This is a genomic window from Chryseobacterium sp. CT-SW4 (assembly GCF_048572715.1).
GTDB lineage: Bacteria > Bacteroidota > Bacteroidia > Flavobacteriales > Weeksellaceae > Chryseobacterium.
In genome coordinates this window covers 1,724,398-1,737,796 of the sequence record NZ_CP183840.1, presented here as the reverse complement: position 1 = coordinate 1,737,796, position 13,399 = coordinate 1,724,398, and the positions used below count along the sequence as shown (strand labels likewise).

Here is a 13,399-nt window from a genome sequence, read left to right as displayed (position 1 = left end):
AATGCAACAAAATTTATTTATAACAGGGATCGGAACGGGAATAGGCAAGACCGTCTGTTCTGCTGTACTGAGCCAATATTTTCAAACGGATTACTGGAAACCTGTACAATCGGGAGATTTAGAGTTTACAGACACTATGGCTATTCAGTATTTATCCAATCAGCAAATCTTTTGTCACCCTGAAACGTACCGGCTGCAACGGGCAGCTTCACCTCATCAGTCCGCTTCTGAGGAAGGGATTTCCATAGGCCTTGATGATTTTAAGATTCCGACAGCCGACAACCGGATTATTGTAGAAGGAGCGGGTGGTTTAATGGTTCCTTTATCTGAGGAAAAAATGATGATTGATCTGATTACGCATCTTAATATTCCTGTTGCACTGGTTGCAAAAGACTATTTAGGATGTATTAATCATACATTGCTTTCTGTTTTTCTTTTAAAGGAAAAGAAAATTAATATTGAATACTTAATTCTTAACGGCCATTTTATTCCTGACACTGAAAGGGTAATCCTAAAGCATTTACCTCCTGAAACCAAAATCATCAGGATTCCTGCAATTAAAATTTTAAGCCCGGAATCCATTCAAACTATTATCAATAACTTAAAAATCGACGAAAATGAATATATCCGCTGAAATCCGAAATACATGGACTAAAGAAGAAATTGAAGAGATTTACCATTCACCTTTATTAGATCTTATTTATAAGGCTGCTACCGTACATCGTGAATATCATAATCCTTCGGAAGTACAGATTTCCACTTTATTATCTATAAAAACCGGGGGCTGCCCTGAAGACTGCTCTTATTGCGGACAGGCTGCACGCTATCATACCGACATTAAAGTTCAGGCGCTTTTACCCACAGAAACGGTAATATCACATGCTAAAAAAGCAAAAGAAAACGGTTCCTCCCGTTTCTGTATGGCTGCTGCATGGCGGGAAGTCAGGAACAACAGGGATTTCGACCGTGTCATTGATATGGTAAAAGGAGTTAATGAATTAGGGCTGGAAGTGTGCTGCACCCTCGGAATGCTAACGGAAGAGCAGGCCGTCAGACTTCAGGAAGCGGGATTATATGCTTACAACCACAATCTTGATACTTCTGAACAATACTATGAAGAAATCATTTCTACACGGAATTTTGACAACAGGATCAATACTATCAATAATGTAAGAAAAGCCGGAATAACAGTGTGCTCAGGAGGAATAATCGGGCTAGGGGAAACTCACCAGGACCGGATTTCCATGTTACTGACTTTAGCTACCATGCCCAAACATCCGGAATCGGTTCCCATCAATGCTTTAGCCAGGGTTAAAGGAACACCCCTGGAAAATAACCCCAAAGTAGATGCCTGGGAAATGGTAAGAATGATCGCTACGGCAAGGATCATCATGCCTGCTTCTGTAGTACGCCTCAGTGCAGGACGTATTGAAATGACGGAAACGGAACAGGCGTGGTGCTTTATGGCGGGAGCCAATTCCATTTTTGCAGGAGAACGGGAAACTTTATTAGTAACTCCAAATCCCGGAATTTCCGAAGATATGCAAATGCTGAACACACTGGGACTTCAACCTATGACCAAAGAATCCAAAACATCATGTGCAACGAATTAAAAACGAGGGATAAGGCTGTCAACTGGCATCCTTATACCCAAATGAAAACTGCCGACAACATCATCCCGATTATCAAAGGAGAAGGAGCTTACTTATATGATGATAAAGGAAACCGATATATTGATGCAGTTTCTTCATGGTGGGTTACTTTACACGGTCATGCTCATCCTTATATTGCACAACGTGTTTCGGAGCAGCTGAATACTTTAGAGCAGGTAATTTTTGCAGGTTTCACCCATGAACCGGCTATCCGGCTATCTGAGAATTTACTTCAGCTTCTTCCCGGAAACCAACAGAAAGTTTTCTATTCCGATAATGGTTCTACTGCCGTGGAAGTAGCATTAAAAATGTGCATTCAATACCATTATAATCAGGGAAAACCTAAAACCAAAATACTGGCTTTTAAAAATGCCTATCATGGAGATACTTTCGGGGCGATGTCCGTAAGCGGCAGAAGTGCCTGGACACAACCTTTCGGAGAAATGCTTTTTGAAGTCATCTTCATTGATACCCCCACTGCTGAAAACCTGGAAAATTTAAGATCGGAACTTAAAACCATTTCAGAGGAAGTGCTTTGCTTTATCTATGAACCTTTAATACAGGGAGCGGCAGGAATGCTGATGTATCAGGCCCGGGATTTAAATGAATTAATGAAGTTGTGTAAGGAAGAAGGGATTCTCATGATTCAGGATGAGGTTTTTACGGGATTTGGAAGAACGGGAAAGTTGTTTGCTGCCGATTATCTTTCTGAGCAGCCTGATATCATGTGCTTTTCAAAAGGATTAACCGGAGGGACACTTCCTATGGGAATTACAACCTGTTCCCACAAAATCTATAATGCTTTTTTATCCGATGATCCTTATAAAACATTGTTTCATGGGCATTCTTTCACCGCCAATCCACTCTCATGCACGGCTGCATTAGCCAGTATGGAATTATTATCAGAAGAAAAAAACCAGCTCAGTATAGAACGGATTTGTCAGCAGCATGCTCAATTCGCTATCCTTCTTAAAGAGCATCAGCATATAGAAAATGTCCGGCAAACCGGAACTATCCTGGCCTGGGAATATAAAAACGATCAACAGACCTCTTATTTTAATAATATAGGAAAACTATTCTATGATGAATTCCTATCGAGAGGTATACTGATGAGACCTTTAGGAAATGTATTATATCTGGTTCCTCCTTACTGTATTAGCTATGAGGACCTGGAATATATTTATGCTCAGATTATGGAGATTTTAAATAAAACCGAATGGTAAACGAGAGGATCATTTTGTAAATTTGCATAAAATTAATATAATGATGCAGATTACCCTTACAAAAGCCAGCCCGGAAGATCTTACCACCATACAAACTTTGGGAAAAAAAACTTTTTATGAAACTTTCGCACCTTATAATACGGAAGAAAGTATACAGGAATATCTCGAAAAAAGTTTCACCCCGGAAAAAATGGAAAAGGAGCTCAACAATCCGGATTCTCAATTTTTCATTGCCTGGGAAAATGACCTTCCGGTAGGATATCTTAAAGTAAATACAGGAAGTGCCCAGACAGAATTACAGGGTGATGAAGCATTAGAGATAGAACGTATTTATGTAAAAGCGGAATATCATGGCAAGAAAGTAGGGCAACTATTATATGAGAAAGCCCTGAATGTTGCAAAAGAACTGTACAAATCCTGGATCTGGCTAGGCGTATGGGAAGAAAATAAAAAAGCCATCCGGTTCTATGAGAAGAATGGATTCATTGCTTTTGATCAGCATATTTTCAGGATGGGAGAGGAGGAGCAGACGGATATCATGATGAAAAAGATTTTGGAATAAAAAACAAAAAAGGGAAGAAGGTGTTTCTTCCCTTTTTGTATAATCTATTATTTTAATTCAGTATTTTTAAACTTGTTCATGAAGGTTTTTCCCTGATGAATACATATTTAGAAATTTTATAAACAATCTGAAGCACTAGATTTTCAGCTCTGAATAAATAGATGTTTTTTAATATAAAAATAATTACATATTAAAATTACACATCAATAATTTATATGATAGTAAATAAAATAAATATTATTACAGATATACAATCTTTATTACCTTTTTGTTATATTCAAATTACTACCATAATCCGCTCAATGAGATTATTTCACCAATAAAGCTGTTCAATGATTAGCAGCTCTTTCCTTTTTTTAATATAGATAATATTCTATTTCAGATTCTTAAATTCTTCCGCGGAGATTTCTCCCTTCTGTATTTGTTTCAGTTCATCAGTATATTGATTCATATAGGCTTCCAGTTCAGGATTATTTATCTTTTTATTTCCTTTATGTGTTCCGTTCAAAACACCTTGATAATAATAGAAAAACCAGTCATCAAACTCATTCGCATTAAGGCTGTACTGTCCCAATAAAAACCCAAGACGAACAGCAGATCTTCTTTGGGCAGGAGTTCCATGATGATTAGAAGAAGTGGTATTATAATCTCCGATCTGCCGGGCATATTCATAAGCATTAGCTATTTCGGAAAAATTCGTTTTATTATATCCTTCCGGCCTTCTTAAATAGTAACCGGCAAATCCATCGGCCTCCAGCTCCATGGAGCGGGCTGTATTTTCAACATAGGTGGGTAAATCATAAAGAAACTGCAGCTGATGTCCGAATTCATGGGCTAAAATCATGGCGTTTACTATGTTTCCTCCCTTATTTTTAGCATCATAATACAAAGCGTACCCAAAATAGATTCTTCCACCGGGATATGAGTATGCATTCAGCGTGGAGTTTGGATAGTAAGGATCATCTACAAACTTTAGCACAGGACTGTTTTTTCCCCATAAGTTTGCAATACGCGTCATTTGTGAATACATGAAATTCGTGTCTGTGGAATTAGCCAGGTTATTTCTCAATACAGCCGATTGAGACCAGTTCTGATCTACATACGAACAAATTTTTTGAAGTTTTTCAAATTCTTCATTTTTCCTGCTTTCATTTCCTGACAAAGTTAAGGATGAAGATTCAGTAAGATCACTGTCGCTGTTACAAGCAGTTAAAGATAATACTGCCATGGCTCCCAATACCATTACATAGGGACGATAATTCTTTTTCATAGTTTTAAAATTGATTAAAGTTTTCACCAAAGTTATCGCCGTCGTTTTTCAATTATATCAACATAAAGTGAAATATAATTTAATTTTTTTATTACCTAATTTCAGAGGGCTTTAGAAAAAATAAATTATTAAAAAATTTATGAAAACCTTTTTAAAAGCATAATGCTTATTTCTGTGATTTTCATTAATGAGCAGTGGAAAAAGAGATGATCGGTATTAATGATTCTTAACAAAGTGAAAACAGATCTTGGGAGAATAGCGGCTTTCATTGATAAAAACTCTTACGGTATAATGAAAAAAACATCCATCCTGACTTTTCTATTCAACGAATAAGCTATAAATTACATCTGATAAAATTTCAAGTTAATTACTATGGAAAAAAGAAACATAAAAAATACAGATTTATCTGTAGCTCCTATCAATTTTGGTGGAAACGTTTTCGGGTGGACATTGGATGAAAAACAGTCTTTTGAAATGCTGGATCAGTTTATCGATGCAGGTTTTAATTTTATAGATACTGCCGATACTTACTCCTGGTGGGTTAACGGAAAAGGCGGTCAGTCGGAAGAGATTATAGGAAAATGGTTAAAAAGCAGAGGAAACAGAAACCATATAGTTCTTGCGACCAAGGTAGGATCAGAAACCAAAGAACACGGGTATGACATCAGTAAAAAACATATCCTTGCATCGGTAGACGAATCCTTAAAAAGACTTCAGACCGATCATATTGATCTTTATTATACGCATTTTGACGATCATAAAACACCCGTCGAAGAAACTTTACAAGCTTATGATGAAGTTATTAAAGCTGGAAAAGTACGATATATAGCTGCCTCCAACGTGTCACCGGAAAGACTGATCGCTTCCTTTGAAGCAGCAGAAAAAAACAACCTTCCCAAATATGTAGCGCTCCAGCCACATTACAATTTACTGGAAAGAGAAACTTTCGAAAATACGTATGCGGAAATTGTTGAAAAATATAATCTGAGCGTATTTACCTATTGGTCATTGGCAGCCGGCTTCCTGACAGGGAAATACCGTACGGAAGAGGATCTGGCGAAAAGCGCAAGAGGTGAGGGAGTACGCAAATACCTCAATGACAAAGGGAAAAATGTGCTTAAAGCCCTGGACTCCGTAAGTGAAAAACACGAGACGACTCAGGCATCCGTAGCTTTGGCCTGGTTACTCGCCAATCCATTGGTTACTGCTCCTATTGTAAGTGCTACAAGCCCGTCTCAGCTGAAAACTTTAATCGATGCTCCCCAGCTAAGACTGAATGAGGATGATATCAACCTCTTAAATGAAGCCAGTAAATAAAAACATAAAAGACCTGTTAAAACAGGTCTTTATTTTTTTATTCCGAATAGCCTTTTAAAAGCTGTCTGTAACTTAACAAAATAGTTGATTTGGAGATAAACCCGATAAAGTAATTGTTTTCATTCACTACCGGCAGATTCCATACCCCTGTGTCATCAAAGGCCTGGATAATTCCTAAGGGCTTATCATTGGGATGAATAACCGCAGGAGGCACTTTCATCAGCTGAGTGATAGATAAGGAAATTTCACTGTCTTTATTAAACAGATAAGGCCGGATATCATCCAACGTGAGAATTCCTCTCAGCAAGCGGTTATCATCAATGACTGCAAATATATTCTTATCGCTGTTTTTTACTAATTCAAAAAGGTCTTCTATGGGAGCATTTTCATTGATCACTAAAGAGTTCATATCGATAAAATCGCGAGTCCGTAGGGAAAACAACAAATTTTTATCATACTCGTTAGTAAATATTTTCCCTTCCTCGGCCAAAGATTTTAATTCCGGAGAGATAGGGGAAAACCATTTGGCGATCAGGTAAGAAATAACGGAAACAATCATTAAAGGAATGAACAAATCATACCCCGAACTTGATTCTGCAATCAGGAATATAGCGGTAAGCGGGGCATACAGAACGCCACTCATAGCTCCTGCCATCCCTACCAAAACAAGATTGGTAACCGGTACATTTTCAAAACCTATTTCCGTACAGATCACCGCAAATAAAAACCCTACGGTACCTCCCGCAAACAGGGAAGGAGCGAAATTTCCACCGTTTCCACCACTAAAAATTGTAATGGAAGTAGCAAAAGCCTTTAAAAGGCATACTAAAATTAAAAAAGCAATAACCGTCCAGTCCCCAATTTCCAAATATCTGAAAAGGCTGTTTTCTATAATAGAAAGTGTATTTCCATTTGTAAAAGCTTTTACCGTTTCATATCCTTCTCCAAACAAAGGAGGAAAAAGGACACAGAGTAAAGATAGAGCCGCTCCTCCCAGCATGGCTTTACGGAGACGGGACATCTTTAATTCCTTAATAAAGTGCTCGACTTTCTGGGAAATAACCACAAAATACCGTGCATAAAGACCCGTAACAACACCCAGGATCAAATAGTAAGGTACATTCTTATAATTAAATGATTCCCTGGCATAAAACCTGAAAAGAATATCTTCCTGAAGCAATATCCGGGATAAAAGACTTCCGCAGACCGCTGCCACCACCAAAGGAATAAAATCCGAAAATACCACCCCTGTCAGCAGGATTTCAAAAGCAAACATGATTCCCGCTATAGGTGCATTGAAAGCTGAAGCAATACCTGCCGTAGCACCTGCTGCCAATAACAGGGTTCTTTCTTTATATCCCAGACGATAGGTTTGGGCATAGTTGGAACCAATAGCAGCACCCGTAACCGCAATGGGACTTTCAAGACCCGCGGATCCTCCCAGTCCTACGGTGACAGCACTCTGAATGATCTGAGAATACATCTTAACCGAAGAAACAATACTGGAATTTTGTGCAATTTCATACAGGATAGCTCCTATACCTTTTCTGTCCTGGCCTTTAAACAAAGTAAGCACTATACTCGTTGTAAGCACAATTCCAAGAAAAGGAAAAATAATATAAAAGAGGATCTGATATTCAAAATGAACCTTATTGACAATAAGATAATGGATCTCATGAACAAGGGTTTTCAGTAAAACTCCGGCCAGCCCCGCTGTACATCCTACCAGAATACCGGAAAGGATAAGAAACTGGCTACGGGTGAGCCTGTTATTAAGCCAATGAAGAATAAGTTCATAACTTCTGACTTTTTCAAGTCCATAATGTTGAAAGTCTCTTTTAAACTTCAGAAAGCTCAGATACTTTCTCTTATTATGAATATTCACGACTAAATGGTTTTTGACTGATTTTTTTAAAGTCTTACAAAGTTATAAATTATACCTGACTTATAATTAAAACTTTTCTGCCTTCTTTACTAAAGGAAAAATAAAAGGTCTCCAAGAAGAGGAGACCAAAAAAAACACAAATGATGAAAAAAAATTATTTCGTAGCGCAAATATAAAATATTATTAGATTACAATAACAATTATTTCAAATTTATTATTAAAATTTAATATAACTTTTTAATCCCTGTAGAATTCACCTTACCAAGCCTTTGATTTTCATATAAATTTCGCAATGTTTTGGGCCAATGAGTAGAAATATATAATTTTGAAAATCCGGACAGTGAATAGCAACTATTTAAAGTTTTAAACTAAAAAACATGAAAAAATTTAAAATGTGGATAAAGAAAAACTGGGGAAATGCCGTACTCATCACTTTTTTCCTGATCTTACTACTAAGTCCGGATGCGAAGGCCTGGTGGATGAGACAAATTATTTCCACAGGTCTTTTCAATTCAAAAATAGAAGAAAAACCAACTCATATAAAGGAAGCTCCGATACTTTTTAAAATCAAAAATGAAAACGGAGAAACGATAGAGACCTCACAGCTGAGAGGAAAAGTAGTTTTTATTAACTTCTGGGCATCATGGTGCCCTCCATGCAGAGCTGAATTTCCTTCCATCCAGAAGTTTTACGGGAAATATCAATCCAATCCCGATATCCGATTCCTAACTGTAAACCTGGATGACAATCCCGGAAAAGGAAAAGACTATATGAGAAAAGAACAATACACAATACCATTCTTCATTCCCGACGGGGATATTCCTAAAGAATATTTCAACGGCTCACTTCCTACCACCGTGGTTCTGGATAAAGAAGGAAAGATAAGACTTCATCATTCCGGAATGGCGGACTACAGTAAGAATTCCTTTTATCAGCAGATTGACCGGCTTTTAAAAGAATAATTGTATAAATTTCAAAACCCTTTCATTGCGAAAGGGTTTTATCTTGAATTAAATCTTATAAATTGAGCAATACATTCACAAAATAATTTCTTCCTTTCCTGGGAATATGATTCCAGTCTGCATAGGTGGAATACCATTTATCAAAAATGTTTTCAACTCCCATTTTAATGGTAAGCCTGCTGTTATCCCATTTAAATGCATATCCTAAGGCAGCATTATAAATAATATAATCTGAAGTTTTACCTTCCCCGTATTCAGAACTGTATTTGTTCTTTTTCCCTGCTCCGTTAATTCCCAGTTCCGATACCCATTCATTTTTCTTAAAAATAATTTTAGAGCTGTACATCAGAGGGGCTATTAAAGGAATTGTATTTTTTTCACGGTCTCTACCCAGACTGTAAGATATTCGGTTGTTCCACTCAAAACCATGTAAAAAACGATAGTTGAATTGCAGATTGGTATTGATCAGGGAAACGTCCGGAATAGTGGTATATACTTTCACTCCATTAGCCCCCAACGTCATGGAGGATAAGGAAGAGTCTACTTTTCCGATGATATAATTCAGGAAATAAAAGTAATTGGCATCCCAACTTATATCAAAAGATTTCTTTTTAAGTTTCAGATTAAAAGAGCCCTCAAGTGATCTTTCTTTTTTTATCTCAGGGTTTCCGATATAGTCAAAGCCATCAAAACTGTTAAATAAATAAAAACCGTATGCTTCCGAAACGGAAGGAGCTCTTTCTCCGTATCCACCTCCCGCCGAGAAAGACCACCCATCCTTTGTATAGCGGTAATAAACCGAGCCTTTCACCAGGAAACGTTCTTCATTTTTTTCTTTGTCAGGATAAAATATCCGGAGGCTTTTCAAACCGGTATCATTGGCAATGCTTTCCGTCTGGGTACTTAGCCGGGAAGATATATGAATGGAGCTCCTGTTATTAATCAAATATTCATCTTCAAGGTAAAATCCTGTATTAAAAGTGCGGATATCAGGCCAGGTATACATAAACATCAACTTTTCATCCGCATCTTTGGGGTACATGGTCATCTCTGCAAGGGATTGATTATAAAAACCTTCCCAGTTCACCAGAAACGAATGCTTTCCCTTACTTCCTTTTAGCTTTGAATAAAAGCCATAGGTTTTGCTCCATCCCGGCATATCCATATGGATCTTAACATCGGGGCGTTTCGTATCATCCATGATATGGGTAATATCATTAAGATACATTTTACTTTCCCATAATGAGATTACATCCGAAACTTTTTCCTTTTTATAAGTCAGGGACCCGATCCATGCCCGGGCGGACTTTACATCCATTGGCAAGGCCGGATAACCTACATTGGACGCATCATCATAAATCAGTGAACCTTCCAGCATTCTGGATTTTTTAAAGTTAACCCCGACATTAGCATAGACATTGACTTTTTCAAAGTGAGAAAAACTGATCTCCTGATGATTACCCGCCGAATAGTTCTCGCTTTTACGGTGGAATATCCCAAGATTCGTGTAAAAGCGGGAAGAGGAATAAGAAACATGTCCTCCATTGCTGTGGTAATTTCCATTGGATTCATATCCTGTACTCAGCGAAGAATTCCATTTCCCACCGGAAAATCCGGTTTTATTAAGCTGAAGATCAATATTTCCGCCGATATTGTTTCCTCCATGTGGACCGCCTTCCAATCCTGACGATATGGCAAGTTGATCCAGGTTTGAAATTTCAACATATGAAGTAACAGGGTCCATCTTATCCGTACAGGCATTGAATATCCTCATCCCGTCTATGGTAACGGAAGTTCTTTCCGTAGCCATATTATTAAGAAAAGGTTCCCAGGCATAGCTTCCTCTTCTGATCATCTTGATTCTCCCGGAGTTTTCCATATATTCATCCAGTGTGGATAAAGGTTTTGCTTCTTTGTTTACGTCAATTCCTTTTCTACCCGTGATTGTAATACGCTCAATATGGCCCACTGAAAGCGAATCTTTAACCTGGGCATACAAAGGAAGCTGGGTAATACATCCCAACAGCATAATGATCTTTTTCATCCTAAAATTCTATTTCAAAAAACAGACTGCTGGACTCCTGAGTGCCGGTTACTGTTTCTCCTTTTAAAAGATTTCCCGAAGGGTCTAAAACCATAAGGTTAAGCTTCCAATATCCCGTCATCGTAAGTGATACTTTACCCTGATATAAGCCGGTTACGGAATTAAAAATAAGATCTGAATTATTTGGAGAGCTGTGATTTCCCATACCGGGCATTCTCGGGTCCAGCTTTACGGTATATCCGTCGACAGGAATAAAAGTATGCATATCCACCATTTGAAACAGATAAGCCGTGATATCATTTATTCCTATTTTAGGAGAGGATGGGGCAGTCATCGCAAGAATATACCGCAGATTATCTGCCCCCGTAAATACTTCTACATTTCTCTTTGCAGCTGCATTCACTTCTATGAAATCTTCCAGCTGATCAATCTGGCCATCTACGGTAAGGTCTAAGGTCAATTTCCACCGCTCAGAATCATTTCCGGCCATCTGAAAAATAATAAATCCTTTATATAAATTTTGACCGGTCAGTTTTTCTATTTCACTATGCGGGCAGGAGTGCATCATAGTCATCATGCTCATCTCCGGATGCCATGTTAAATCACCGTTTGTAACGATTTCTCCCGTAGCTTTATTTTTTATCTGAAGGTAAATTTCGTTATATCCGGTACTTAGCTTTCCGGTGGAATTAAAAAGAGATATAGTATATTTCTCATTGGTTATATCCTGAATTTTAACCAGTGTATTATTGTCCTGAATGATGGGGAAATCATTTTCATCACTTCCGCTTTCACAGGAAAAAAGTAATACGAAAACTAAAAGAGTGATAATGAAGACAGAAGACTGATATATGTTTTTCATGTTTTTTTATAATTAATGTTTTATTTATGTAATTAACCATAGCGTGAACACCCTTCACACTACAAAGTATGATGGAATAGGGAAGATATCCTTAAAGATATCCTATAAATAAAAACATTAAACTGTGGGTGGTTTTGAAACCCGGGTATATAAAAGATAGATATAAGAATCGGTGTAGAAAAAATTCTTCTCCGTAAATGATAAAGTGGAAGTATCATTAGTAAATAAAAGACTTTCAGTTCCCAAAAAAACATCAATAAACTTGAATCCTGCGGTCATATTAGCAGAATTTTCTTCATTGGTTTTCGCCATTTCCTTGGCCAGATAACATTTACCATTACAATTCAGTTCTGCTTTCTGGGTATTGATACACAGAACGGTAGAGATATAATCATAATTGATGGCGTAGTCCAATAAAGGAATTAAAGGACGAAGAGACAGAAATAAGGTTAAAAAAAATATGGGAAACCATCTCATGTTGTAAAAGTAGTTTTTAAATCCCGATCGAAAGAAAAAAATAATATGATTTAAAACAGTTTCCTATTAAAAGAGTCTGTTTATAGGCTGCTTTCAGGGCTTCTTGCATGATGTTTGCATTTTTTAATACACAACCATAAAATATTCTATATGAAAACAGACATTCTAACGGAAGAACACAGACTAGGACTGGGTGGGGTAGCCATCGGAACAGCCTTTGAAGATGTAAGTGATGAAAGAGCCCATGAAATATTACAGAAGGCATGGGATCTGGGAACCAGGTATTACGATACATCTCCATGGTATGGACTTACCAAAAGCGAAAGAAGGTTCGGGGATTTCCTGAAGAATAAGAACAGAGATGAATTTCGTTTTTCCACCAAAGTAGGAAGGCTATTTAAGCAAGTTCCGGAATCTGAGGTTCCGCCTACGATGTGGAAAAATCCGCTTAATTTTGATTTCAGGCATGATTATACTGCCGATGCCGTCAAAAGATCTATTGAAGAGAGCCTAGAACGTACCGGACTGGATTATATCGATATCATTTACATCCATGATTTATCTGAGGACCAGGTAGGGGACCGCTATCCATATTTTCTGGAACAGGCCAAGAAAGGAGCTTTTAAAGTTCTTTCAGATCTGCGTGACCAGGGTGTGATTAAAGCATGGGGTATGGGTGTCAATAAAATTGAACCTATTTTGGACTGTATAGAAGCAGCGGATCCGGATATCTGTCTTTCGGCTACGCAATATTCTATTTTAGAACATGAAGACGCGGTGGACAGGTTACTTCCTGCCGTAAAAAAGGCAAATGTAAAGCTTGTATCGGGAGCCGGATATAATTCAGGGTTCATAACCGGAAGAGAACGGTACAACTATAAAGATGTTATCCCTAAGGGAATGAATGAAAAAAGAGACAGGATCTCCCAGATTGCTCAAAAATATAATATAGACATTGTAGATGCAGCCCTGCACTTTGTATTGGCAGCAGATGAGTTTGTTTCAATTATCCCCGGAGCCAGTAAACCTGAACAAGTCCAGGATAATATGGATGCCTTAAATACTGAGGTTCCTACTGATTTCTGGAAGGAACTGAAATCTGAAGGCCTGATTTATGAAAAGGCTCAGACTCCTTAATTCTTACA

The 13,399-nt window shown here is 37.7% G+C and carries 12 protein-coding genes; 7 read left to right on the top strand and 5 right to left on the bottom strand.

The features are described 5' to 3' along the window. The first annotated feature begins 1 nt into the window (after position 1). From bioD to ABJ974_RS07820, 4 genes are read left to right on the top strand one after another with little or no spacing between them, the layout of a single operon-like run. A complete protein-coding gene (gene bioD / locus ABJ974_RS07835) occupies positions 2-634 on the top strand; it encodes a dethiobiotin synthase (RefSeq protein WP_419870829.1) in 633 nt (210 codons plus the stop codon). Continuing rightward, positions 618-1,613: a biotin synthase BioB gene (gene bioB / locus ABJ974_RS07830; protein ID WP_419870828.1), complete on the top strand. Its 996-nt coding sequence runs from the start codon at positions 618-620 to the stop codon at positions 1,611-1,613. Before bioD ends, bioB begins: the two co-directional genes overlap by 17 nt. Beyond that, positions 1,598-2,875, top strand: a complete 1,278-nt coding sequence (gene bioA / locus ABJ974_RS07825) for an adenosylmethionine--8-amino-7-oxononanoate transaminase (RefSeq protein ID WP_419870827.1) — start codon at positions 1,598-1,600, stop codon at positions 2,873-2,875. The genes bioB and bioA overlap by 16 nt, the downstream gene beginning before the upstream one ends. A 40-nt stretch (positions 2,876-2,915) precedes the next feature. Then, positions 2,916-3,437 (top strand): GNAT family N-acetyltransferase, encoded by a 522-nt coding sequence (locus ABJ974_RS07820; protein ID WP_419870826.1) that lies wholly within the window; start codon positions 2,916-2,918, stop codon positions 3,435-3,437. Between the two features lie 373 nt (positions 3,438-3,810). Here ABJ974_RS07820 and ABJ974_RS07815 read toward each other — a convergent pair whose 3' ends face one another. After that, complete coding sequence (locus ABJ974_RS07815; RefSeq protein ID WP_419870825.1) at positions 3,811-4,707, bottom strand: neutral zinc metallopeptidase; 897 nt, start codon at positions 4,705-4,707, stop codon at positions 3,811-3,813. A gap of 372 nt (positions 4,708-5,079) precedes the next feature. Here ABJ974_RS07815 and ABJ974_RS07810 point away from each other — a divergent pair, with 372 nt between their 5' ends. Then, complete coding sequence (locus tag ABJ974_RS07810; protein ID WP_419870824.1) at positions 5,080-6,024, top strand: aldo/keto reductase; 945 nt, start codon at positions 5,080-5,082, stop codon at positions 6,022-6,024. Positions 6,025-6,061: 37 nt separating this feature from the next. Here the strand turns inward: ABJ974_RS07810 and ABJ974_RS07805 are convergent, their stop codons facing one another. Next, positions 6,062-7,909, bottom strand: a complete 1,848-nt coding sequence (locus tag ABJ974_RS07805; protein ID WP_419870823.1) for a chloride channel protein — start codon at positions 7,907-7,909, stop codon at positions 6,062-6,064. 377 nt (positions 7,910-8,286) lie between these two features. Between ABJ974_RS07805 and ABJ974_RS07800 the strand changes: the two genes are divergently transcribed. Then, positions 8,287-8,871 (top strand): TlpA family protein disulfide reductase, encoded by a 585-nt coding sequence (locus ABJ974_RS07800; protein WP_419870822.1) that lies wholly within the window; start codon positions 8,287-8,289, stop codon positions 8,869-8,871. A gap of 55 nt (positions 8,872-8,926) precedes the next feature. Here ABJ974_RS07800 and ABJ974_RS07795 read toward each other — a convergent pair whose 3' ends face one another. The 3 genes from ABJ974_RS07795 to ABJ974_RS07785 form a co-directional block, all read right to left on the bottom strand. Further along, complete coding sequence (locus ABJ974_RS07795; RefSeq protein ID WP_419870821.1) at positions 8,927-10,915, bottom strand: TonB-dependent receptor; 1,989 nt, start codon at positions 10,913-10,915, stop codon at positions 8,927-8,929. 1 nt (position 10,916) lies between these two features. Beyond that, positions 10,917-11,777, bottom strand: a complete 861-nt coding sequence (locus ABJ974_RS07790) for a hypothetical protein (RefSeq protein ID WP_419870820.1) — start codon at positions 11,775-11,777, stop codon at positions 10,917-10,919. Positions 11,778-11,894: 117 nt separating this feature from the next. After that, positions 11,895-12,254, bottom strand: coding sequence for a hypothetical protein (locus ABJ974_RS07785; protein WP_419870819.1), 360 nt, complete (start codon positions 12,252-12,254; stop codon positions 11,895-11,897). Between the two features lie 150 nt (positions 12,255-12,404). Here ABJ974_RS07785 and ABJ974_RS07780 point away from each other — a divergent pair, with 150 nt between their 5' ends. Continuing rightward, positions 12,405-13,391, top strand: a complete 987-nt coding sequence (locus ABJ974_RS07780; protein WP_419870818.1) for an aldo/keto reductase — start codon at positions 12,405-12,407, stop codon at positions 13,389-13,391. The last annotated feature ends 8 nt before the right edge of the window (positions 13,392-13,399 follow it).